Here is a 20,904-nt window from a genome sequence, read left to right as displayed (position 1 = left end):
GTACTGGATTACATCTTAACTTAAGAGTTTGAAAGTGGTTTGGTAATTACAGAGCACAAAAAGTGCACACGTTCTAGGAGGCATTCACATGCAAACAGGTAAAGTAAAATGGTTTAACGCTGAAAAAGGTTTCGGATTCATCGAAGTTGAAGGTGGAGACGACGTATTCGTACACTTCTCTGCAATCCAATCAGAAGGATTCAAATCACTTGACGAAGGTCAAGAAGTAGAATTTGAAATTGTTGACGGAGCTCGCGGACCACAAGCAGCTAACGTAACTAAAAAATAAGTTCAGCCTATATATAAAGACCCGGCAGTTGCTGCCGGGTCTTTTCTATGTAAAGAAATAGGATCATTTGAAGAGGCTCCCTACTTAGGCAGCCTAGTCTTTCAAACCAACTTTCATCTTATACTTTTGTATTTTACCTAAAATATCTACCTTGTCTTCCTGCGAAAAGATTCCGAGTTTGTGTAAGATAATCGTGTATTGTTGCAGCTTAAACAATGAGCTTTCTTTATACCACATAACATTCACCTATCTTTCCTTAAGGAAACTTTTTAAACCTTTGTAAATATTATATGCCATATGCTACATTTATGATAATCATTTATTCTTTTTTGTAGATACAAATAAAAAAGCGCATCGAAAGGATACGCTTTACATTACTATTTCGTTTGAAGAGTAGAAAGCATGGCCCAAATAGCTTGTTCCCATTTAGCCGCATTCTTATGTTCTGGCAGATTCACTGTATATTTAACTTGATCTCCATTACTTAACTCTTGAATAACGATGTATTTTTTGTAAGACTCTTTTGATGCTGTAATAAATAACGAAGTCTTTTCAAATGCCGGTCCAGCGACCTCTACTCCATTCACTTCGTTTACTTCCCCGATTGCTTCCAGTTCATCCTTTGCCCATTCTTTTAGATCATCGATGGACGCCTCTTCTGACAACGGCTCTATTCTCACAAATGTCTCAGCAAATTTAGTAGCAAATAATAAATCTTTTCTTGGCTCTTCTGCAGTAAATTCAAAATCTGGAAGTTTGTAGAAATGGTATTCAAGCTCACTCTCTGTTAATAAAGCGTCTTCTTCCACTGAAGTCCCATCCACTATGTACGTAAGCTTTTTTGATGTAGGTGCCTGTGGCGTACTTACTTCATTAATTTGCTCTAGGACCCATTGCCCCTCGTCATTCTTCTTATAGACGATGTTAACTTTGGCACCATCCTTCATACTCTCGACGGTACCTCTAACTTCATCCGTTAGTCGAAGAACTAATGTTTCACCTGCTGCCTCTACTTCAATAGAATTATTGTCAATCTGACCAATGTACGTTCCTTCTTCTTCAATAGAAGTTACTTCTTCGGTAACAGGTTCTTCTTTAACCTCTTCATTCTTCTTTTCAGGTGATGAAGGTTCGGTCGTTTTCGGAGCTGATTCTTCTTTTGTATTTGTGTTTTTTGGTTCGTTGCTACAAGCTGCAAGCAACAGAATGATAGCAAATATCCAAGTCTTTTTTCTCACTGTTAACCACCTCGATAATTTTGATAACAAATAAAAGATCTCATCTACTAACCAGTTATTATGTAAAATGTTCACGATAAGTATCGGAACAACTAAAACAAAATTTGGTAAATATCTTAAATGCACATAGATTCCTGACGATATAAAAGCAGTACTTATACATTTTAAAACGGAGATGACGAAATTTGAATCCATCATTTGCCTCAAATTTACAAACGAATAAACTGGTTACAAAAATGTTATGGGGTATGTATTTTCTCGGTCTAGCAAGCACATATGCGAGTACGAAAACCATAAACAGTGTCTTTTTTTATGGTATAGCTGGACTTCTAATTCTTTTATCACTCTCGATTTGGACGTACCGAAAGTGGGCTCCCTTCGCCGTTCAATATTTTGTTGTTATCGGGTTAACGATACTGACCGTTATCATGGCAGACTCGAATCCGAAGATTTCCACTTACCTGATGACTTATGTATGCTTAGCAGTCATCACGTTATATCATAACTACCTTTCAATCTTACTATCGGGTATTAGTGGATTATTGTTAACTAATTTCTTCTTTTTTCAATATAAAGAAACGATGTTTGCTGGACAAGATCCTAAGATTATTATCTCATTAAACGTTTTCTTAACTGTTATTACTGCTGCATTAGTAGCTCAAGCAAGAATTGGTCAACGAATGCATGAAAATATCTTAAGTGCTGAAAAACAGTCAGAGCAAGATAAGATGAAGTTGGAACAATTGTTGAGTAAAATAAAAGATGCATCAGAAAATCTGCATCATTTTAGTCAGTCTGTAAAGGAAAACGTTACAAGAACAGGTGAAATATCAAGCAACATTACGTATGCTTTTACAGAAGTAGCTAAAGGTGTAGAATCTCAGGCTGTCAGTGTAGGTGGAATGAGTCATTCTGTCACAAGCACTAACGATGTGGCAAAAGGTCTTTTTCAACACTCAAATGATATGAAAAAACTTTCAGAGCAAACGGCAATCGTTACAAACGCAGGAGAAAATCAAATATTAGAACTTTCTTCTAAGATGAAAGAAGTGAGTGAGCTGATGCAGCAAACGAACACTCTTATGTATGAATTAAATCAGCAGAGTGAATCAATCGAAGGAATCTTAACGACAATAGAAGAAATCTCTTCTCAAACGAATCTGCTTGCATTGAATGCGGCGATTGAAGCTGCACGAGCTGGAGATCAAGGTAGAGGATTTGCTGTAGTTGCAGACGAAGTTCGGCGCCTTGCTGAAGATTCTCAACATTCAACTAAGCAGATCGGATCTATATTAAGTGAAATTCGTAACAAAGCGCAACAAGCCGCCCAATTTGTAAATGGGTCGCAAGGGGTTGTCACATCCAGTCTGGAAGCAACAGAGAAAACAGCAGAGAATTTTAATCAAATATTAATGAACACAAATCAAGTTGCTGCACAGTCTTCTGAAGTCCAAGAATTAATCAATCAACTGTATGAATCTACCGGATACATCGTAGGAGAGATTCATTCGGTTTCAGGAATAGCAGAAACATCAAGTGGTTCTGTTGAAGAAGTTCTTGCATCTGTAGAAGAACAACATAAGTGTGTAGAAGAAGTGGTTGATAGTTTCAACAAATTTGAAGCCTTAACCTCAGAACTAAATGAACTGGTAAAAGAATAATAAGATATAATACCTTTTCATGGATGCTGGAAAGGTATTTTTTCTGAGGGAGCTTATAAGATGCATAAACACAGAGGAATCTATTGTATTTGTTTGAACGAATCTAGGGAACTGCTCGTTATCGAAAAGAACGGTGGTCCTTATAAAAATCGCTTGGATCTTCCTGGAGGCACACCAAACGATGGTGAATCTGAATACGAAACGGTTATTCGTGAAGTTCTAGAAGAGACTGGCTATATGGTGATAAAAGGTATGAAACTAGGTGAACGCTGTTATGAACTTCCTTGGAACTATAAGGAATGGACCCGGTCACAACATTCAGCGGTTTTCTTTGATTGCAGGATAGACATTCATTCCCAATCGGCTATAGCTGATATCCCAGATCAAGATTCTAGCGGAGCAAGGTGGATTCCTATTAGTGATCTAAAGAAGGAATGGTGCTCTCCTCTTGTATGGGAAGCAGCGCAATATGCTTTGACCAAACGTATTCCGTCTGAAATGAAAATATATGAAACATGGCGAGTACAAAAGATACCACTATATCCTATAACTTAAAAAAACAACCGCACAAAGGCGGCTGTTTTTAGTAACAATAAAAGGAACTGATTTGGCGTGTATCCATACCAAAATAGATCCATCTATTTCCGGTCCAGCGAAATCCTGCAACCGATCTTCTACCTGCAAAAGTAAGCCATGCCCAAAATCCTGGTCCCCATGTTGGCCAGATATAGACATATTGGTACAAACAAGGTCTGATCGCGCCTGGATCAACAGCATAGACTCCTGGCTGACTTCCTCCGCCACCTCCACCTTGCAAACTAAAACCTTGCGCTTGAGATGGTGTAAATGATGGAGGTGCTGATGTTGGCGCCATTCCACCGCCACCACCGCCTCCTGGAGGTCCGCCTGGTGGTCCACCTGGTGGTCCAAACCCTTGCCCTCCGCCTTGACCGCCGCCTTGACCCGGAAAAGGTGGAAAACTTCTATACATGCTCAATACGTTCAACTCCTATAAAATTGTATTCGGTTCATCTTATTCATATCGTGATGAAACGTATAGACAAGTAACCCGTATAACTATAAAAGGATTGCTTCATGCTGATTTCGGGTATATTACTTGAAACAACTATGATTTTTATAGGAGGATGAAAATGGGACGTATTAAACAAGGTATTAAAGGAATGGCTGTTGCTTTTTTAATCAAACAAGGTAAAAAGAGGTTATTGCCGATCATTAAAAGAAAATTAAAAAGCAGATAATATTAATAAAGAACTCCTTATTCGTGAGGAGTTCTTTTTGCTTGATTACACGTATTACTTCTATAAACAAATGAGCATCAGCTCAGCGCTTTAAATTCATAAACTCTTCTCTTAAGAAACGCACCTCGAACTCGATAAGAGATTCATCCGTTACTTCTTCAAACAACCGGTAAAAATTTTTCTGCTTATTAAGCAACAAGATTTTGATTTTAGATTCATTTCCGTCTTTAACCAATTGATCAATAGCATAGTAGCTTTGTCGGTATGGACGGTGACTAGATTTCCTTCGATTTTCATAGGCCCAATCCTCTACTGTGTGAAGCCTTGTGAAGGGAATGAAGTTTAGAGGTACAAAGATTGGCACCTCTCTTACACTTTGTTTTCCGGCATATTCTGCAATCCCCTCTTCAAACCATCTAGGTAAATGCCGATTATCTAATTTATTTTCTAACAAATAACTAATCATCCAATGATGTGTATATTCATGTCCGACCAACTCTAAAAATTGATCAGGATTCTCATCCATTTCATTCGTAACAAGCAGATGGATCGTTTCTTGGGAGGGAACGTATAAGGCTTGCAGGTTTTCATAAGAATGATGCGGTAGATGTTGCTGAAAGATCAAAGGATTCCGGTAGAGGATAAGGGTAACAGGAAGAGCTTCATGAACATCAATCCATCCATTGTGATAAGACTGCATTTTACGTATGTGACGAATCGCAGATCCTGCTAACTCCTTGTCTTGCGGTTCATAGAATACCGAAGCGCTGCTTACATTCATATTTTCTAGCGTACTTAAAAAGGATACTCGCTCAAAAATTCTATCTTTCTCTACTAACACTGCTTCCAGATAAAAATGATTTTTTACTCTAGCTGATAAAGAGTGCTTCAACGATGTTTCGAGTGTATAATTGCTAACCGATAATATGGCTGTAGAGAATGCTATAACAGTAATGAATATGAGGTTTGGTTGGTATCTTTTCATTGCAAGAATTTTCCTTCTCCCAATTACCAAGCCAATGAATCGTATGCTGAAAGTGAAAAAGCATACTAATAGAATGAACACCCCGATAAATAACCCTTCAATATCGCCTAGCAACAAAAACAACCCATAAATACTAATAAAGGAGAAGAAGCTAAGAGAAAAAGTTTTTGTAAGGATAATAAGCTTCTTCAAGATATGCACTTCCTTTGTCCAATATTTTTTAGAAGTCGTACTATTATCGATATGCCTTCCATAAAATGATAATGAATCTTAGTTTTACAGGAGGCGCTATGACCGGATACATTGTTGAAGGCAAAAGTGATCAACTGAGAGTACAGAGTGTTCATCCTCACGCCCATTTTGTTATTCTAAATGGAATTTCATTTCGGCATAAAGAACGAAGAGCAATTGAAGAAGCATTGATTCTTTGTGATGAAGTATATGTATTAACTGATCCAGATGAGCCTGGTGACAAGATCGCTTTAAAAATCATGGAAACATACCCAGAGATCAAACGAATTCATATTGATCCGAAGAAAGCTAGAAATGTTAGAGAAAGTCGCTACAAGTATGGTGTTGAATACTGTTCAAATCAATATTTAAAAGAAACGCTGCCAGGCATTTAATTCTTATTCATAGACTTCTTGACTGCTTCATCATCACCTTCTCCCGATGATAACTCTTTACAAAGAAACAAAAAAAGACTGCAATTATGCAGTCTTCATTTCTATTTACTCTCAAAAAATTCGAGTGATTCTTCATCTGGTCCAAAAAAGAAAAAGTATTTTCCGTTTGGAAGCTCTGTAATTTCTTTATCTTTCATGACAACATCTTTTTTCTGCAACAACTCATACTGCTCTTCAATATTCTGTACAGAAAATGCAATATGATGGACCTTCCCTTCATTCGTTACAGGCCCTGTATAACCAGCGATCAACTCAACAAGCACTTTTCCTTCTACCCCTAAGAAGGCTAATTCGACGGGTACGCTTGTATGATCGAAACGATCTAATAGATCTAAACCAAGTACCTCGGTATAAAATTTGATAGACTCCTCCATGTTAGAAACCATAATTCCAGTATGTTCAATTCCAGTAATCATGCTGATATATCCCCTTTCTTAAGTTGAAGCAGATTGTTGTTCTAGGAGCGTTTTACGGATTCCTTCTCCGTATTGAAAGAATGGCAAGGACAGCAATGAGATGAGCGTTAGAACCCCAAACACATAAAATCCATGTTCAAAGCCAAATGTACTTAAAAGTAAACCGCCAATCCATGGCCCCGCACTGAACCCAATCGATCGAAACGACATCGCCCCAAAATATGTACCTCTCATGTGCTCTGGCGCTAGATCGTCTAAGAGTACATCACTCATAACGAACACGATAATTTCCCCGACGGTTAAAAACACCATACTGATGACAAGAAAAATCCAATTCGTTGATAATCCAAATCCAAGCAATGCAAGACTGAATGCAAAACTTCCGAAACGGAGTGCATTCATCGGCTGAAATCGCCTGACAAAGTTTGTGACTGGAAACTGAAGTAACAAAACGGTTATTGCATTTGTAACAACAAGGTATGCAAATAGCTTAACGCCATTTTCGAACTGAGGTGCGTTTCCTATATATTGCGCGAGTGTCGTATCCATTTGTGACTGTGCCATCATAACAATTGTATTTCCGATCAGAAAAAAAGCAAGCACTCTATCTCTTGCAAGTACACCAATAGCAGACTTTATTGAGAACTTCCTTTCTTCCCCACCCTTTAAGTCGTTGGAGTAGCCTCTCAGTGTGAATACAATTAATAACGCATATAGTAGATACGCGATCGCCGTTATGTAAAAAGCTTGGGTCGAATTTGATGTACCGAGCTGCGTTCCTACAACCGGACCAATTGCAGCACCCACATTGATTGCAAAGTACCGAGCATTGAAAACATGCAGCCGGTTTTCTTTTGTCGTTACATCGGCAAGCAAAGCTCTTGATATGGGCTCAAACCATGAGCGGCAAAGTCCGTTTAACATGTTTAATAAAAAGAAATGCCATACGAGGTCTGCTAACGCGAATCCAACAAACACAGTACTCCAAATGAAGATAGCAACCGTCATCACAGGAAGCCTTCCTATACGATCAGATAGATAGCCCCCAAAGAAACCACCGAACGTACCCGTTAGAGCACTTACTCCAATAATCAAACCAACCATAGCAGGATCGATTCCTTTTTCGTTGTACAGATAAATGGCTAAGAATGGCATAGTCATAAAAAATGCCGCTCGCGTAAACAATGTTCCAGCTACAATAACAACGACTGCTGGATGCCACTTTTTAAGTAAATTTCTCATCCCATTCCTTCTCTCTTCTATTCTGTTACCTACTCTATCACTTTTTGAAGAGCTAGAAAAAGAATTTTTACGAATTTTGAAACTTTTCTATTCTTCCTTCGTCTTATATAGGTGTACCCCCCTTTCCCGAAAAAAGCCCTCCCCTAATTAGGGCTTTTTTCATTTTTATCAATCATCCTTTAGTCCGTCAGCGCGACTTTGTCACAAAGTAATAACGTTTATCAAAAAAATCACATATTCGTCCATTTTTAATGAGACCTTGCTATATTATAAACATCCCTATCAACAACCCCCTTTTTTCATTGTTAAGAACGAAAGAGAGCGCCAAGAAGGAAGTCCTTCTAAGCGCTCTTTTTTCATTTCTATTCACATTCGTCGCCGTCACAAAATTCGAATTTCGAATCCCTGATAGCCCCTCTAAGTGCACGTTCAATATTAGCTTGCGGATGCAGACCCTTTAATACTCTCTCACCAATAATGATAGTTGGAACAGCCGTAATGTTTAGATCTTCTGTTGCCTCTTTTTGAATACTTTCTCTTTCTTGCTTAAATTCACGAGATTCCAATGCTTGTTGAAATGCGATACTGTCGAGACCAATTTTCTCAGCAATGTTTTGAAGAACCTCAATCTTCCCGATATCTTCTCCGTTTTGATAGAAAGCTTTGAAAACGAGATGTGCATACTCTCTTTCCTTGTTGTGTCTCTTGGCAAACAACAATCCTTCATGAGCAAAGAAAGTATGAGGTTGAGGAGATACTTCTGGCAGTATCATTTCAACACCCATTTTCTTTGATAAAGGCTGAACAGACTCTTGCCACGATCTTTGTAAATAATCTTCTTCAGGACGCAATGTTTCTTGCGGAAATGGTCGGAGTTCATATGGCATCCACTCAATCTCAACATCTTTATCTTCCGTCGCTTTTAATAATGGCGATTCAGCTAAGTAACAATATGGACAAACAAAATCAGAATATACTTTTATTTGAATGGTCATGTTCATATCCCCTTTTTCACAGCATACTTTCTACTTTCTACGTTTTACTGTTTTCACGTGTGACGCTTATGATATTTTCAGATTGATCATTGTTCAAGTAATATGACTTAGTCCCTACCACAAAATATCTAATTCCTCGTTTTTGTGATGGCGATCGTTATGAAATTCCTAAATATGTGTTAATAATTTATGAAAACAATCTCTGTTCACCTTTTGTATTACATGATATATTTAGAAAGGCTTTATACCTTACATACCATATATTGATTTTTAAATTTATGAATACATATGTTTTAAACTAGTCTCGCATCACTGGCTTAAGCGCCTATGAGGCACCACTTTAGGAGGATATACCGTGATTTTAATGGCAGGTATGATCGGTACTGGTAAGTCTACATATGCTGAATTTTTGAGCGAGCAGCTTGGAAGCTCTATCTTTTATGAAAGTGTCGTTGACAACCCTATTTTACCCGATTATTACAAAAACCCGAAGCGATGGGCTTTCCCGCTTCAGATTTATTTCTTAAACACACGTTTTAAGACGATTCGTGAAGCTCGTACAAGTCCGGATAACGTTCTGGATCGAAGCCTTTATGAAGATTTAATTTTTGCAGAACTAAATTTTGATTCAGGAAACATGACGCAGCTTGAATTTGATACTTATAAAGATCTTCTGGATACGATGATGAACGAAATCGACAAAACTCCAAAGTCACGTCCTGATCTGCTTGTCTATTTGGATAGTGATTTTGATACGGTTTTAAACCGTATCCGTCAAAGGGGCCGCTCATACGAGCAAGTTGAAGAAAATCCTGAACTTTTTGCTTATTACAAAACGCTTCATGCTAAATACAAAGAGTGGATTAAAGCTTATGATAAAACACCTGTATTGTTGATTGAAAGTGATCAATATAACATTTTTGATAAAGACGATCAGAAGAAAATCCTTACACTTGTTAAAAATGAACTTGCGCGCCTTCATTCATTAAAGCAACCTTCTTTACTCATGCATGAAAGCCGTTAAATCCACAAACACTACTAGGACAAACAAGGTTTAAGGAGTGAACGAATTGTTTACACTATTCTTTATTTTGTTATCTGTCCTAGTAGCAGCTATAGGTCTATGGTGGACGATGAAAATCGCAAAAAAACAAAAAGTGTATACAGAAGATGAGGTAAACCCTGCAGTCTCGAGACATACTGCATTGTTGAACCCTGTTTTTATCGCACTTGCAGGATTTACAATCGTCATAGGCCTTATCATCTACATTGCCTATTTTATCTATTAAGAATGTAAAGACCAAAAGACATCTAGTCTTTTGGTCTTTTTTCTAAATCTTGTGGTTTCTCAGGATTCCAAAAACTCATTTTTTCAATAAACTGTCTTGTTTCCTCTTGCCCGAGATCATGAATCATCTGGTAGGCTTCTCTTAGTTTTTGATCATACCTGTCATTGTCTGAGTCATTCGAATAGGGTACATAGGGTAAGTGAGACCTTACAAAAGTATCATTTGCCGTACTGTCTAACTCACTAAATTTGCGTTCGAGATGCCTTACGTCTTCATCAGAAGCAGATATTTCAAACTGAAAAGTAGAAGCGGTTTTAATCGGAAGAATCTCACCGGTCTCAACATTGATATAATAGGGTCTTTTTTCCATGCTTCACGTCCTCCTTTTTCTTTATTTTCCTCAGCTGATACATTTTTATGTAGAGGTCACCACCATTTTTTCTTCTTAAAATAACTCATGATCACGAGAGGCAAAATGAAACAAAGCGTTAAAACATAAAAATAGCCATATCGCCATTTTAGTTCAGGTATGTATTCAAAATTCATGCCATAAAGACCTGCGATAAATGTAAGTGGGATGAAAACAGCACTAACGAGCGTCAACGTTTTCATGATTCTATTCATGTGATCAGATTTTAAAGACATTTGAAGATCTAGAATCCCTTTTAAATTTTCTTTAAAACTGTCAAAAGCAGAGGTAACCCTAGAAAAAGAGGATAACAAATCTTTAAAATAAAACCCTGACTCTTCATTGGCGTATTCGAAGTCCTCATGACCCATTTTCTGTATGATGCTCTCTTCCGCTTCAACATATTGTCTGAGCTTATGTAAACGAGTCTTCCAACGATACACGTCACGTCCGATCTCACGTTTTTGCGGATCAATAAACACACTTTTTTCAAGCTCTAAAAACTCATCTGAAAGTTGATCCACAACTTCAAGATAGGAACTCACAATATCTTTCATCAGATAGTACAACATATAGCTAACATGTTTCATGTGTTCGGGGTTGTTCGTGAAATCCTGAACAAGTTGTTCCCGAAAGGAAATTTCATGTTCACTCATAACGATCAAATAATTATGACCGATTAAAAGGTTAAGTCTAATCGGTTCATAATTTTTTGTTCCTAAATAAAACGTTGAAACAACAGCATGATTTGCGTACACATTGAGTTGTGGATGTTCAGAAAAATGCAAGAAAGCCGCTTTAGCTAGCGGATGAAGATTTAGTTGTTCTAGAATATCGTCTTGCTTCATTTCTTCAGGAGATTGATAAAACATCCAAATGGTTTCTTTCTCTTTTGGCATTTCAAAATGTTCGATTCGTTCGGTTTGATTCGTAATCTCTTTATACATTAACATCTCATGAACTCCTGACCTTTTTTTCTATCTTTCCCATAAGTTCACATTCACATGACAAAAAAATAACCCTCTAAGTTTAAAGGGTCACTGTACTAATACTTTTTACTTTTTTCACAACAACTCTATCTCCCTCTGCAGGTGGTTGAGAAGTTAATAGAAACTCAACAGGCATACTCGATTCGTTTCGAACTTGATGGGTTGTTCCTGCTGGTATATCGATTCCTTGATGCGCGCTAAGTGTAATTTCTTCACCATCTTTTTCGATCAATAATTCTCCTTTTAACACAAAGAAAAATTGATGGGAAAACACGTGATAATGTCTCACTTCAGCTGTTTGAGGGGGCATTCTTTCTTGTATGATACTTAGGTTCTCTTGCTTTAGAAGGTGCCAGCCATCACATGCATCTCCCCATTGGTAATGTTCTGCATTTAAAACACTTTTCTTTGCCATACACCCTCCAATTATTTATTTATAACGTCCTCCAGGTTTATCTTCATCCGTTGTGCACTAGGTGGACAAGTTAAGTTATACTGAAAGACTTTTTGGTTAATGGTCTCTACGGTCTTTTTAATGTTGAATTCTACGGTATACGTTTTTAGTTCCTCTTTTAGTACGTCTATCTCTTGACCAAGTTTCACCCAACTTGGGAGAATGTTATTATCTTTCATTACTTTATGAAGACGCTTCTCGGGATTATAAGTTAGATCTTCATCGAGCTTAAGTGGCTTGCCTAAGCCTTCTAAATCATCAAATGCACCTTCTTTACGGGCACGGTTAACGATGGCTGTAATGTGATCTTCGTAAAACCAAGCATTGGTTTGCTCGTCTTTCATTAAGATTTCACGTTGCTGTAGTTCCTTTTCAAGCGATGGTTTTTTGTTCATTACAAAAACCTCCAGGAATAAATTTATTCTATACTTATACATTATGTTTATTATTCCTATTCCCTTGGAAAACTTATGGCAGATTTATTGCAAAATTGTGTACAAATTAAGAACGCCTTCATTCAGTTCTATGAAAACAAAAAGGAAGCGAATTTCTCGCTCCCTTTTTAAACTCTCTTACTTTTCTAAGAAATACTTTTCAAGATCATCTAGCATCAGGTTAGCAGCTATTACTCCACCAGCTGTATTCCAGATTGCATCACTTACTTTGTAAGCTTTATCTGCTTTTACAACTTCAAGGTTCTTCCAAAGCGGATTACCAGTCCACTCTTTTTCTGTGTCTGTCGCTTTTCCGTCACCTTCTTCATAAGTGAAGTAGAATAGAATATCACCGTTCATATCTGGAATGCGCTCTTGTGTAACTTCTTCCATAAAATCATCGTTGTTTTGATCACCAGGGCGAGCAAATCCAATTTGATCGAGAATCACACCAGAGAAAGAATCTTTATGATAGATACGAGATGTTCCAGGTAAGAAACGAACAACTGAAACTTCAGTTTTTAATTGATCTGCTGCCTCTTTCTTTATATCTTCTATACGCTTATCAAATGCAGCTAAAACTTCTTTCCCTTTTTCTTCTTTATCTAATGCTTTTGCATATAGTTCAAAGTTGATCTTCCAATCACCACGAAGTTCTTCTGCAAATACAGTTGGTGCGATTTTGTTTAGTTCGTCATACTGTTTCTCTTGACGTTGTTTGTTTCCGATGATTAAGTCAGGCTTTAAAGCTGCAATTTTCTCTACGTTTACAGTACTCTCGTCACCTACGACTTCTACACCTTTCATGTCATCCTTAATGTGATCATACCAAGGATCACCTAGCCAAGATTTAACGGCACCAACCGGTTTAACGCCAAGTGCAAGTACGGCTTCAGTACCTTCATTAGTTAATACAACTACTCGCTTGTTTTCCTTAACTTCTGTTGTACCCATCGCATGTTCTACTTTATAGGAAGCAGAAGCTCCTTCTGATTTTTCTTCTTTTTCTTTATCTTTCCCGCCGCATGCTGCTAATGCAAGCATTAACGTTAACACTGCTGCGAATGCAAGCCATTTGTATGTAATTTTTTTCATTCGATTTTCTCTCCCCTTTTTATGTTGTAAATGATAATGAGAATCAATTACAATTCGTATCATAAACTGATATGAATACGTTGTCAACAACTAAATGATAATGATTTTCAAAGTCATTGACAGATACTCACTTTACTTTTAAACTGATAAATGAGAATAACTTTCATTAATAAAAGAGGCTCTAATGAACGGAATATTATACGGAAATAAAATTAAAGCAGCTGGACTTATCGTAGGGCTAATGGTTGCACTTATTATTATGGTGCTGAGTGTTGTGCTAGGATATACAAACACTTCACTAAAACAAGCCATTGAAGCCTATACGGCTTTTAACGGCTCAAACGAACATTTGATCATTCAACTTTCTCGAGTACCTCGTTCACTCGTAGGTATGGCAGTCGGAATTTCCTTAGGGATCGCCGGGGTCCTCATGCAAGCGCTAACTCGAAATCCAATTGCATCTCCAGATATCTTCGGTGTGAATGCCGGAGCTGGATTCTTTATTGTTTTTGGTGTCACTTTTCTTGGCATCTCATCTATACAGCAATTTATGTGGATCGGTTTTTTAGGAGCTGCAGTTGCTGCAGGATTGGCTTATGCATTAGGCTCTGCCGGACAAGGTGGACTTACACCTGTTAAGTTAACACTCGCAGGAGCAGTTATGGCCGCTCTATTTGCTTCACTCACACAAGGGATGCTCGTCACCAATGAAAAAGCACTAGATGAGGTTTTATTCTGGCTCGCCGGTTCTGTTGAAGGAAGAAAACTTTCTATGCTTGCCACTGTCTTACCAGCACTCGTGATCGCTTGGTTCATATCACTCTTACTATCAAGGCAGTTAAACGCCTTTGCGCTTGGTGAAGATGTTGCCATCAGTTTAGGTCAAAAAACAGTAGTATTTAAACTAGCGGCAGCTCTCATGGTTATCATACTAGCTGGAGGATCAGTCGCGATAGCTGGCCCCATTAGTTTCATAGGGATCGTTGTTCCTCACTTTGCTAGATATCTAGTGGGAAATGATCACCGCTGGATCGTCCCATACTCTGCCATCATCGGTGGGATTATGCTCGTCATGGCAGATATAGGTGCACGGTATATCATCATGCCTGAAGAAGCACCTGTTGGAGTTGTAACAGCTCTGATTGGTACGCCTTTCTTCATATATATTGTTCGAAAAGGAATATTTCAAAAATGAGAAAGTACTGGGTCTTACAGCGTAAATCATTTTCTTTTTTAATTGATAAAAAAACCACCGTTAGCATCATTGCCCTAACATTAGCAGCAGTAGTTGCCATGCTAATCAGTATCGGTGTCGGTGATATGTATATCGCACCGTGGGATGTATTACAAGCATTAATGGGAACAGGGCTTGATATTAATCAGCTCATCATTACCGAATTTAGACTTCCAAGAGTATTGGTCGCTTTTATTGCAGGAGCCTCGCTCGCCCTTTCTGGTGCCATCTTGCAAGGTATTATCCGCAACCCACTATCCTCTCCAGATATGATTGGAATAACGGGTGGTGCCGGTTTTGCAGCTGTCGCTTTTCTAACGATGTTCAGTGACGATTCTAACAACTTATTATTAAGCATCAATTATTTACCATTGTTCGCTTTTGGTGGTGCGACTCTTGTTGCATTCCTGATTTATGCACTAGCTTGGAAAGACGGCGTAACACCAATACGTCTCATTTTGATCGGAATCGGACTCATGGCTTTATTACAGGCTCTAACAACGCTCATGATGCTCATCGGCCCGATCTATAGAGCAAGTCAAGCCACCATATGGCTTACCGGAACGGTGTACGGTACATCCTGGAAGGAAGTAAAAGCATTGCTGCCTTGGTTTATAGGAATGTTACCTATCTTAGTCCTTCTCGTACGCCGATTGAACATACAAGGATTTGGGGATGATCTTACAAAAGGAGCTGGAATCTCCGTTCACCGTGAACGATTCTTACTCTTAATGGTCTGCACCGCTTTAGCAGGTTCAGCAGTCGCGTTTGCAGGAGCGATGGGATTTGTTGGACTTATCGGACCACATATCGCTAGAAGAATTTCAGGCTCGTCGTTCGGCGGCTTGCTCCCAGCTTCGGCATTGATCGGTGGTATTATGGTCGTTTTGGCAGACCTTGCCGGACGTACCTTGTTCTCACCTTTAGAAGTGCCTGCCGGTGTTTTCACAGCGGCGATCGGTGCTCCCTACTTTATCTATCTATTATTTAAAAACCAATAACAGGAGTGGATGACAGATGGCTGTACTAACAACCTCTAACCTAACTTTAGCTTATGGAAAAGAACCGATTATCGACGAGTTGGACCTGCAGATCCCAAAAGGTAAAATCACCGTCTTGATCGGAAGCAATGGTTGTGGAAAATCCACTCTGTTACGCTCTATGGCAAGACTATTAACTCCAAAAGCTGGGCATGTTTTGCTAAATGGTAAAGATGTAGCGAAACGGTCTACAAAGCAAGTAGCAAAAGAACTGGCGATCCTGCCGCAAGGACCAATTGCTCCTGAAGGGTTAACTGTTCTACAACTTGTTAAGCAAGGTCGCTTTCCTTATCAATCATGGCTGCAACAGTGGTCACAAGAAGACGAAAAAGCCGTAATGAACGCGCTTCGTGCGACAAATCTGATTCCTTTTATGGAAAAACCGGTAGATTCACTGTCAGGCGGTCAGCGTCAAAGAGCATGGATCGCTATGACACTCGCTCAAGGAACAGAGACGATACTATTGGATGAACCTACTACTTACTTAGACATGACACATCAAATAGAGATTCTCGACCTGCTGTTTGAGTTAAATGAAAAAGAAAAGCGAACAATCGTGATGGTGCTTCATGATTTAAATCTTGCTTGCCGTTATGCTCATCACATTGTAGCGATTCAGGATAAAACCGTTTACGCACAGGGTGCACCTGAAGAAATTATGAACGAACAATTAGTGGAAGATGTATTCCAGATGTCGAGTACGGTGATTCCTGATCCAGTTTTCGGCACACCGATGTGTATTCCATATGGAAAGGGGCGAGTCGTTCGACATGTCAATACTCCTCAGTACGCCTAAGTCAAACGGTTGGACAGCAGAAGAAAAAAATCATATCAGTTCGAACTATCGCTTCTCTTTTCAAGCACCATATGAGAATGAAGTTGTCGTTTCTGCCGAACAGCTGTTGAATGCTGAACATCTGCTTCAGTTTCTAGATCAAACAGGACCGCGTATTGGTTCTAACAAACGCCCTGTGACAGCGTCTTTATTCTTTAAACGCTATGCATATTGCAGTTTAACTTCCTGTTTATATGGAATGACCATTCTTGATAAGTCATTCGATATGAATATAAAAAATGTCTATCTTATCGATCACAACTCAGACAGCATGTGGCTTCCATCATTCACACTGAAAGATGCATCTGCTCGCATCGCTGACGAAAATAGAGCAGATTGGCGCTCTTCTGTCATTGAATCACTTTTTAAAGAAAATATGTCTGTCATGTTGAATCATATTGCAAGCACGGCACGCATCTCAAAAGCAACTCTTTGGGAGAATGCCTGGATCTACATACGCTGGGTATATGAAACGTGGTTAACGGAAGATCATCCAGCAGAAGTTAAACAAAGAATTCAAGAAGATTATGCGTTCTTTATGGAAGCACCAGCTTTTCATTTTGGGTTAACAAAAAACCCGTTCCATCGGTTTACAGTCCCCATCGGCTGCGGGCCGACTAAGACCCGTAAGACTTGCTGTCTATATTACAAAACAGATAACGGGACTTGTTGTTCTACATGTCCAAAGCGATAAAATCGAGGCTCTCTTCCCTCGATTTTTTGTTTTTTCTTGATCAATTTCGGGTAATTTAGTATAGATAGATTGATTGGAGGCGATTGTAATGATGTGGTTATGGATTTTCTTAGCTGTATGCGCAGCTGCAGCGCTATTTATCTTGATCCCAGGAATTAAAGCGATGAAAGAATCAATGGGTACCGTTCAACAAATGAAAAGTACAGGTGACAGCATTACCGCTCGAATGAATGATGTGAAAACACAGCAACAGCTTCTTCAAGAAAAGAAAGACTATTTAAGATATGACATTTATCAAAAGAAGAATAGCTTTGTGGCTGTTAAAGAAGGATTCACAGATTTAAAAGATACCTTTAAGAAAATAAAAAATTAAAGGAAAGGTATAACCATGCGGATTACGATTTTTGTGATGGCAGCCATCGAACAGCCTGCTGATGATATATTGAGTCAATTGACCGAGGAGGAATTGCCTTCTTATGAAATCTCAAAAAAAGGGTTATACACTGTATATTCTTTAAAAACAGGTGAACGCTTATTCAAGGACGAAAAAGATACGTGGTACGTGTGTGCTTCTTTTAAGAGGAAAACCCTACACGAGATCAAATATGGCAGACAGCTCTTTCCACCGCCTTACACGGATATTCCTAATGAACAACTACCTTTTGTAAAGTTATTACAGCGAAATCATTGGACACCTCTACATGCTCATTATGATAAAGCACTATGCCATGTTATCGCTGAAGTAGATGACATTGAGTCCGTATCATTAGAATTTCAATCCAGGCTAGCACATGCTGATGGTGCTGACGATCCGCAAGTTGCACATTCTCTTCATTACATAGAATCTAAGCTGAACGGTAAACGCACCCGATTTATCTCAGGTTGGGAATCTCATTCTTTTGCAACGATTACGGAAAGTGATGAATTTGCTCAGAATATCCTTATTCCTACTTCATCATGGCTGTATCTATTATATTTTGAACACTTTTTACATCACGATGGTTCGATTCCCTCAGACCAGATGATGCCAAAATTATTAGGGAATCTGTGGGCTTCTACAGGAAATCAATTTCCTTACAATAAGGAGCTTGTGCAGATTGAAAAGGTATAATTAAAGCCTCTAGCTTTTTAGCTAGAGGCCCATTATTTATTTTACGACAAGTTTTGATACCATATCCGCATGACCGTTTCCACAAGGAACACTGCATCGAAGAGTATATTCACCAGGCTTTAAATTTACAACATCAGAAGAACCACCTGTTACGTTCACGTCTTCTCCCTCAATCATGACCGCGTGATTTCCATCAACATTTTCAAGTTTAAGAGCTACGTCTTTATTTGCTGGAATTTCATACTCTTTTTTATCAAATTTAAAATTACTAGCTTCAATTGTGATTGTTTCTTCCGCATTCTTTGTGCTTTTTTCTTTGTCTTTACTTCCACCGCAAGCTGCCAATATTCCAATAGCAAGAACTGCGATCGCTGCAAGCCATAAAGATTTTTTTAGCATGGAAAATCCCTCCTAAAGTCTTTCTACCTTCATTATAACCCCATTTTATAACAAGTAGTATGGAGATACTGTGACAGATATCATACCTAAAAAAAATAGTCCGTTAGTTGCCGGACTATTTTTCTAGCTTTTTATATTCTTCATGAATCTGTTTAGACGTTTGGTTGATCTCTTCTCCCCAATGGTCGTTCACCTTAGTCACGATAACCTTTCCTTCCTTATCAATCAGGGCGTACCCACGTTTAGCTACACTGTCCCCTTTCATATCTAGGTGATCAATGAGCTTAAATTCCGGATCTGATAAAAACGGAAAAACAGGCTTCATCTCTTGATGAAGTACTGATAAACGTTCAACCGTATCTGAGCTTACCGCATAAATGTTTACATCCATATCTTTAAATTCATTGATATTTTCATTCAGCTGAACCAGCTGTTTTTGGCAGAGTCCTCAGCCCGCTGTTGTAAATAAAAAAATGAGTGATGGTTTTTCTGATGGGAAAACAACTACAGGTTCACCGTTTTGGTTCTCTAGCTTTGCTTCTTTTATTTTTGCATCGTTTCCACATCCAGCACCTACGAGCATAAGAACGATTGCTATACAAATACTGAGATTCTTTTGCATCTTTTTCATGCTAATCCCCTTTCGGAAAAATTCTAAAACAATTATATATGGCAATCTATAACCTCTTTGTCCTATCTTTTATTATAATAGTAAATGGTAGAGCATATACAAGAAATCAAATTTAAAATAAAGGATGTTTACATGTTTAAATCGAAATTGCTAGTCTCTTTTTTTAGTGCCTTACTCCTTATATCTGGGTGTAGCTATTTAAACTCGAGTGACGATAAAAGAATTCCTGTAAAAGTTGAAAAGGTTGTTGACGGTGATACCATTAAAGTTCGAGTAGATGGGAAATTAGAGACTGTCCGCTTTCTGCTCGTCGATACACCAGAAAGCGTTCACCCTTCCAAACCTGTTCAGCCATTTAGCAAAGAAGCTAGTACTTACACATTACGAATGCTAGAAGATGCTAATGTCGAGTTAGAACTCGGAATAGGGGAAAGAGATAAGTACGGTCGACTTCTTGCTTACGTTTATGCCGATGGCCAAAGCGTGCAGGAAAACCTGCTAAAGAAAGGGTTAGCCCGTGTAGCGTATGTATTTGAGCCGAATACAAAATATGTTGATCAGTACGAACGCCTTCAAAAACAAGCCCAAAAAAAGGGTGTGGGCATTTGGAGCGTAGAAAACTATGTTCAAGAAGAGGGTTATGTTTCTGAGGATACAAAACAGCCTGAAAATATTACAAATCAAGAATGCACAATCAAGGGTAATATTAATTCTTCCGGAGATAAAATTTATCATCTTGAAAGTGGACGGTATTATAAAATAACTAAACCTGAAAAATGGTTTTGCACAGAAAAAGAAGCCATTGCTTCTGGTTTCAGAAAATCTAAACAATGAAAAACCGCTAGTGTCTTTAACAAGTCACTAGCGGTTTATTTTTTTAACAGCAATCTTCTTGTCCGAGCATCACGAGACCAGATCCATATTTAGAATCTTCAAAGTCTAGTTTTAATGTAGAAGTCTGTTCCTTAATTCTTGGATCAAACGCCACTCGTATGCCATTGATCTCTTCAATGATATCTGTGTTTTCAGGCTCATCCAGAGCCAGGCCAAGCTTAGGACCGCCTCAGCCCATACCTGAGAAGTAAACTCTTATTCCATTGGCGTTGTTCATTTCAAGCACTTCTTCTATATACTTCTTAGCGCTTAATGTTATATTCATAACCATCACCTCTTACAAGAAGTATAACGCAGATGCGAGGTCATCGTCTAAGAAAGGGCTTTATCTATTCATGGTTTAAGTACAAAATTAACCGTAGCATCTATCCAGAATGTCAACTATAGGTGGACATTCTGGAGGAAAATGTAATTGTCTAGGGACTGTCCCCCCCACGCAGTTGTTTCAGCACTTGCTCGATATCTTTAGGGGTGAAACCGCAGATTTCCATCGCTTCCGATACTTTAGCAGCCATATTTTCTTTTCCTTGATGTTCTTTAATCCTCAGAAGCAACTCATTCACTTTAGCCGCATTGTACGTTTCATGATAATTCTTAATAAATGTATCCATCTTCTATCCACTCC

At 38.5% G+C, this 20,904-nt stretch carries 29 protein-coding genes and 1 pseudogene; 13 read left to right on the top strand and 17 right to left on the bottom strand.

The window, feature by feature from the left end:
* Window positions 1–88 precede the first annotated feature (88 nt).
* Window positions 89–289 (top strand): cold-shock protein CspD, encoded by a 201-nt coding sequence (gene cspD / locus ABE65_RS06985; RefSeq protein WP_066237152.1) that lies wholly within the window; start codon window positions 89–91, stop codon window positions 287–289.
* A gap of 93 nt (window positions 290–382) precedes the next feature.
* Here the strand turns inward: cspD and ABE65_RS21815 are convergent, their stop codons facing one another.
* Together ABE65_RS21815 and ABE65_RS06980 are read right to left on the bottom strand one after the other, a co-directional pair.
* Window positions 383–526, bottom strand: a complete 144-nt coding sequence (locus tag ABE65_RS21815; protein ID WP_156499137.1) for a hypothetical protein — start codon at window positions 524–526, stop codon at window positions 383–385.
* 140 nt (window positions 527–666) lie between these two features.
* A complete protein-coding gene (locus ABE65_RS06980; protein WP_156499136.1) occupies window positions 667–1,527 on the bottom strand; it encodes a hypothetical protein in 861 nt (286 codons plus the stop codon).
* A gap of 185 nt (window positions 1,528–1,712) precedes the next feature.
* Here ABE65_RS06980 and ABE65_RS06975 point away from each other — a divergent pair, with 185 nt between their 5' ends.
* Window positions 1,713–3,188, top strand: a complete 1,476-nt coding sequence (locus ABE65_RS06975) for a methyl-accepting chemotaxis protein (RefSeq protein WP_066392857.1) — start codon at window positions 1,713–1,715, stop codon at window positions 3,186–3,188.
* Between the two features lie 60 nt (window positions 3,189–3,248).
* Complete coding sequence (locus ABE65_RS06970) at window positions 3,249–3,743, top strand: NUDIX domain-containing protein (RefSeq protein ID WP_066392854.1); 495 nt, start codon at window positions 3,249–3,251, stop codon at window positions 3,741–3,743.
* A gap of 28 nt (window positions 3,744–3,771) precedes the next feature.
* Here the strand turns inward: ABE65_RS06970 and ABE65_RS06965 are convergent, their stop codons facing one another.
* Both ABE65_RS06965 and ABE65_RS06960 read right to left on the bottom strand, forming a co-directional pair.
* The gene (locus ABE65_RS06965) at window positions 3,772–4,179 is read right to left on the bottom strand and encodes a hypothetical protein (RefSeq protein ID WP_066399872.1); all 408 of its coding nucleotides are present in this window, start codon (window positions 4,177–4,179) and stop codon (window positions 3,772–3,774) included.
* 350 nt (window positions 4,180–4,529) lie between these two features.
* Window positions 4,530–5,432 (bottom strand): hypothetical protein, encoded by a 903-nt coding sequence (locus ABE65_RS06960; protein WP_156499135.1) that lies wholly within the window; start codon window positions 5,430–5,432, stop codon window positions 4,530–4,532.
* 290 nt (window positions 5,433–5,722) lie between these two features.
* Between ABE65_RS06960 and ABE65_RS06955 the strand changes: the two genes are divergently transcribed.
* Window positions 5,723–6,058: a ribonuclease M5 gene (locus ABE65_RS06955; RefSeq protein ID WP_066392849.1), complete on the top strand. Its 336-nt coding sequence runs from the start codon at window positions 5,723–5,725 to the stop codon at window positions 6,056–6,058.
* 101 nt (window positions 6,059–6,159) lie between these two features.
* On the opposite strand, the gene ABE65_RS06950 is transcribed toward ABE65_RS06955, so the two are convergent.
* The 3 genes from ABE65_RS06950 to ABE65_RS06940 all read right to left on the bottom strand — a co-directional run bounded on the left by ABE65_RS06950 (window position 6,160) and on the right by ABE65_RS06940 (window position 8,771).
* The gene (locus ABE65_RS06950) at window positions 6,160–6,534 is read right to left on the bottom strand and encodes a VOC family protein (RefSeq protein WP_066392846.1); all 375 of its coding nucleotides are present in this window, start codon (window positions 6,532–6,534) and stop codon (window positions 6,160–6,162) included.
* 18 nt (window positions 6,535–6,552) lie between these two features.
* A complete protein-coding gene (locus tag ABE65_RS06945) occupies window positions 6,553–7,776 on the bottom strand; it encodes an MDR family MFS transporter (protein ID WP_066392844.1) in 1,224 nt (407 codons plus the stop codon).
* A gap of 362 nt (window positions 7,777–8,138) precedes the next feature.
* Window positions 8,139–8,771: a DsbA family oxidoreductase gene (locus ABE65_RS06940; protein ID WP_066392842.1), complete on the bottom strand. Its 633-nt coding sequence runs from the start codon at window positions 8,769–8,771 to the stop codon at window positions 8,139–8,141.
* A gap of 364 nt (window positions 8,772–9,135) precedes the next feature.
* Here ABE65_RS06940 and ABE65_RS06935 point away from each other — a divergent pair, with 364 nt between their 5' ends.
* Both ABE65_RS06935 and ABE65_RS06930 read left to right on the top strand, forming a co-directional pair.
* Window positions 9,136–9,795: a deoxynucleoside kinase gene (locus ABE65_RS06935; protein ID WP_066399870.1), complete on the top strand. Its 660-nt coding sequence runs from the start codon at window positions 9,136–9,138 to the stop codon at window positions 9,793–9,795.
* Between the two features lie 46 nt (window positions 9,796–9,841).
* On the top strand, window positions 9,842–10,060 hold the full coding sequence (locus ABE65_RS06930; RefSeq protein ID WP_066392840.1) for a hypothetical protein: 219 nt from the start codon (window positions 9,842–9,844) through the stop codon (window positions 10,058–10,060).
* Between the two features lie 22 nt (window positions 10,061–10,082).
* Here ABE65_RS06930 and ABE65_RS06925 read toward each other — a convergent pair whose 3' ends face one another.
* From ABE65_RS06925 to ABE65_RS06905, 5 genes are all read right to left on the bottom strand, one after another.
* Complete coding sequence (locus tag ABE65_RS06925) at window positions 10,083–10,430, bottom strand: hypothetical protein (protein WP_066392838.1); 348 nt, start codon at window positions 10,428–10,430, stop codon at window positions 10,083–10,085.
* A gap of 56 nt (window positions 10,431–10,486) precedes the next feature.
* Window positions 10,487–11,422 carry a magnesium transporter CorA family protein gene (locus ABE65_RS06920; RefSeq protein WP_066392826.1) on the bottom strand — a complete coding sequence of 312 codons (936 nt, stop codon included), beginning with the start codon at window positions 11,420–11,422 and terminating at the stop codon, window positions 10,487–10,489.
* 76 nt (window positions 11,423–11,498) lie between these two features.
* On the bottom strand, window positions 11,499–11,873 hold the full coding sequence (locus tag ABE65_RS06915) for a cupin domain-containing protein (protein WP_066392824.1): 375 nt from the start codon (window positions 11,871–11,873) through the stop codon (window positions 11,499–11,501).
* Window positions 11,874–11,884: 11 nt separating this feature from the next.
* The gene (locus ABE65_RS06910; RefSeq protein WP_066392822.1) at window positions 11,885–12,307 is read right to left on the bottom strand and encodes a DnaJ family domain-containing protein; all 423 of its coding nucleotides are present in this window, start codon (window positions 12,305–12,307) and stop codon (window positions 11,885–11,887) included.
* Between the two features lie 177 nt (window positions 12,308–12,484).
* Window positions 12,485–13,441 carry an ABC transporter substrate-binding protein gene (locus ABE65_RS06905; RefSeq protein WP_066392820.1) on the bottom strand — a complete coding sequence of 319 codons (957 nt, stop codon included), beginning with the start codon at window positions 13,439–13,441 and terminating at the stop codon, window positions 12,485–12,487.
* A gap of 193 nt (window positions 13,442–13,634) precedes the next feature.
* Between ABE65_RS06905 and ABE65_RS06900 the strand changes: the two genes are divergently transcribed.
* From ABE65_RS06900 to ABE65_RS06875, 6 genes are all read left to right on the top strand, one after another.
* The gene (locus tag ABE65_RS06900; protein ID WP_082861561.1) at window positions 13,635–14,636 is read left to right on the top strand and encodes a FecCD family ABC transporter permease; all 1,002 of its coding nucleotides are present in this window, start codon (window positions 13,635–13,637) and stop codon (window positions 14,634–14,636) included.
* Complete coding sequence (locus ABE65_RS06895; RefSeq protein WP_066392815.1) at window positions 14,633–15,676, top strand: FecCD family ABC transporter permease; 1,044 nt, start codon at window positions 14,633–14,635, stop codon at window positions 15,674–15,676. The genes ABE65_RS06900 and ABE65_RS06895 overlap by 4 nt, the downstream gene beginning before the upstream one ends.
* 16 nt (window positions 15,677–15,692) lie before the next feature.
* A complete protein-coding gene (locus ABE65_RS06890) occupies window positions 15,693–16,511 on the top strand; it encodes an ABC transporter ATP-binding protein (RefSeq protein WP_066392811.1) in 819 nt (272 codons plus the stop codon).
* Complete coding sequence (locus ABE65_RS21810; RefSeq protein ID WP_066392806.1) at window positions 16,486–17,244, top strand: IucA/IucC family C-terminal-domain containing protein; 759 nt, start codon at window positions 16,486–16,488, stop codon at window positions 17,242–17,244. Before ABE65_RS06890 ends, ABE65_RS21810 begins: the two co-directional genes overlap by 26 nt.
* A gap of 88 nt (window positions 17,245–17,332) precedes the next feature.
* Entirely contained in the window at window positions 17,333–17,617 is a 285-nt protein-coding gene (locus tag ABE65_RS06880) for a hypothetical protein (RefSeq protein ID WP_066392800.1), read from the top strand.
* A 15-nt stretch (window positions 17,618–17,632) separates the two neighbouring features.
* Window positions 17,633–18,355, top strand: coding sequence for a hypothetical protein (locus ABE65_RS06875; RefSeq protein WP_066392798.1), 723 nt, complete (start codon window positions 17,633–17,635; stop codon window positions 18,353–18,355).
* Between the two features lie 36 nt (window positions 18,356–18,391).
* On the opposite strand, the gene ABE65_RS06870 is transcribed toward ABE65_RS06875, so the two are convergent.
* The 3 genes and pseudogenes from ABE65_RS06870 to ABE65_RS06860 form a co-directional block, all read right to left on the bottom strand.
* A complete protein-coding gene (locus ABE65_RS06870) occupies window positions 18,392–18,754 on the bottom strand; it encodes a cupredoxin domain-containing protein (RefSeq protein ID WP_066392795.1) in 363 nt (120 codons plus the stop codon).
* Between the two features lie 115 nt (window positions 18,755–18,869).
* A pseudogene (locus ABE65_RS06865) lies at window positions 18,870–19,187 on the bottom strand (redoxin domain-containing protein); the annotation flags it as partial.
* A gap of 15 nt (window positions 19,188–19,202) precedes the next feature.
* The gene (locus tag ABE65_RS06860) at window positions 19,203–19,385 is read right to left on the bottom strand and encodes a hypothetical protein (protein WP_066392786.1); all 183 of its coding nucleotides are present in this window, start codon (window positions 19,383–19,385) and stop codon (window positions 19,203–19,205) included.
* 132 nt (window positions 19,386–19,517) lie between these two features.
* On the opposite strand from ABE65_RS06860, the gene ABE65_RS06855 reads away from it, so the two are divergent.
* On the top strand, window positions 19,518–20,219 hold the full coding sequence (locus tag ABE65_RS06855) for a thermonuclease family protein (RefSeq protein WP_066392785.1): 702 nt from the start codon (window positions 19,518–19,520) through the stop codon (window positions 20,217–20,219).
* A 43-nt stretch (window positions 20,220–20,262) separates the two neighbouring features.
* Here the strand turns inward: ABE65_RS06855 and ABE65_RS22405 are convergent, their stop codons facing one another.
* The gene (locus ABE65_RS22405; protein ID WP_082861330.1) at window positions 20,263–20,544 is read right to left on the bottom strand and encodes a hypothetical protein; all 282 of its coding nucleotides are present in this window, start codon (window positions 20,542–20,544) and stop codon (window positions 20,263–20,265) included.
* A gap of 151 nt (window positions 20,545–20,695) precedes the next feature.
* Complete coding sequence (locus ABE65_RS06850) at window positions 20,696–20,890, bottom strand: hypothetical protein (protein ID WP_066392784.1); 195 nt, start codon at window positions 20,888–20,890, stop codon at window positions 20,696–20,698.
* Window positions 20,891–20,904: the final 14 nt, after the last annotated feature.

It is taken from the genome of Fictibacillus phosphorivorans (genome assembly GCF_001629705.1).
Classification (GTDB): Bacteria; Bacillota; Bacilli; order Bacillales; family Fictibacillaceae; genus Fictibacillus; species Fictibacillus phosphorivorans_A.
The sequence above is the reverse complement of the archived record's forward strand: the minus strand, read 5'-3'. Positions and strand labels throughout refer to the sequence as shown.

Coding starts and splice junctions, on each gene's coding strand:
- cspD (WP_066237152.1), top strand. CDS start 89: ATGCAAACAGGTAAAGTAAAATGGTTTAACGCTGAAAAAGGTTTCGGA.
- ABE65_RS21815 (WP_156499137.1), bottom strand. CDS start 526: ATGTGGTATAAAGAAAGCTCATTGTTTAAGCTGCAACAATACACGATT.
- ABE65_RS06970 (WP_066392854.1), top strand. CDS start 3,249: ATGCATAAACACAGAGGAATCTATTGTATTTGTTTGAACGAATCTAGG.
- ABE65_RS06965 (WP_066399872.1), bottom strand. CDS start 4,179: ATGTATAGAAGTTTTCCACCTTTTCCGGGTCAAGGCGGCGGTCAAGGC.
- ABE65_RS06960 (WP_156499135.1), bottom strand. CDS start 5,432: ATGAAAAGATACCAACCAAACCTCATATTCATTACTGTTATAGCATTC.
- ABE65_RS06955 (WP_066392849.1), top strand. CDS start 5,723: ATGACCGGATACATTGTTGAAGGCAAAAGTGATCAACTGAGAGTACAG.
- ABE65_RS06950 (WP_066392846.1), bottom strand. CDS start 6,534: ATGATTACTGGAATTGAACATACTGGAATTATGGTTTCTAACATGGAG.
- ABE65_RS06945 (WP_066392844.1), bottom strand. CDS start 7,776: ATGAGAAATTTACTTAAAAAGTGGCATCCAGCAGTCGTTGTTATTGTA.
- ABE65_RS06940 (WP_066392842.1), bottom strand. CDS start 8,771: ATGACCATTCAAATAAAAGTATATTCTGATTTTGTTTGTCCATATTGT.
- ABE65_RS06935 (WP_066399870.1), top strand. CDS start 9,136: ATGGCAGGTATGATCGGTACTGGTAAGTCTACATATGCTGAATTTTTG.
- ABE65_RS06925 (WP_066392838.1), bottom strand. CDS start 10,430: ATGGAAAAAAGACCCTATTATATCAATGTTGAGACCGGTGAGATTCTT.
- ABE65_RS06920 (WP_066392826.1), bottom strand. CDS start 11,422: ATGTTAATGTATAAAGAGATTACGAATCAAACCGAACGAATCGAACAT.
- ABE65_RS06915 (WP_066392824.1), bottom strand. CDS start 11,873: ATGGCAAAGAAAAGTGTTTTAAATGCAGAACATTACCAATGGGGAGAT.
- ABE65_RS06910 (WP_066392822.1), bottom strand. CDS start 12,307: ATGAACAAAAAACCATCGCTTGAAAAGGAACTACAGCAACGTGAAATC.
- ABE65_RS06905 (WP_066392820.1), bottom strand. CDS start 13,441: ATGAAAAAAATTACATACAAATGGCTTGCATTCGCAGCAGTGTTAACG.
- ABE65_RS06895 (WP_066392815.1), top strand. CDS start 14,633: ATGAGAAAGTACTGGGTCTTACAGCGTAAATCATTTTCTTTTTTAATT.
- ABE65_RS06890 (WP_066392811.1), top strand. CDS start 15,693: ATGGCTGTACTAACAACCTCTAACCTAACTTTAGCTTATGGAAAAGAA.
- ABE65_RS21810 (WP_066392806.1), top strand. CDS start 16,486: ATGTCAATACTCCTCAGTACGCCTAAGTCAAACGGTTGGACAGCAGAA.
- ABE65_RS06880 (WP_066392800.1), top strand. CDS start 17,333: ATGATGTGGTTATGGATTTTCTTAGCTGTATGCGCAGCTGCAGCGCTA.
- ABE65_RS06875 (WP_066392798.1), top strand. CDS start 17,633: ATGCGGATTACGATTTTTGTGATGGCAGCCATCGAACAGCCTGCTGAT.
- ABE65_RS06870 (WP_066392795.1), bottom strand. CDS start 18,754: ATGCTAAAAAAATCTTTATGGCTTGCAGCGATCGCAGTTCTTGCTATT.
- ABE65_RS06860 (WP_066392786.1), bottom strand. CDS start 19,385: ATGAAAAAGATGCAAAAGAATCTCAGTATTTGTATAGCAATCGTTCTT.
- ABE65_RS06855 (WP_066392785.1), top strand. CDS start 19,518: ATGTTTAAATCGAAATTGCTAGTCTCTTTTTTTAGTGCCTTACTCCTT.
- ABE65_RS06850 (WP_066392784.1), bottom strand. CDS start 20,890: ATGGATACATTTATTAAGAATTATCATGAAACGTACAATGCGGCTAAA.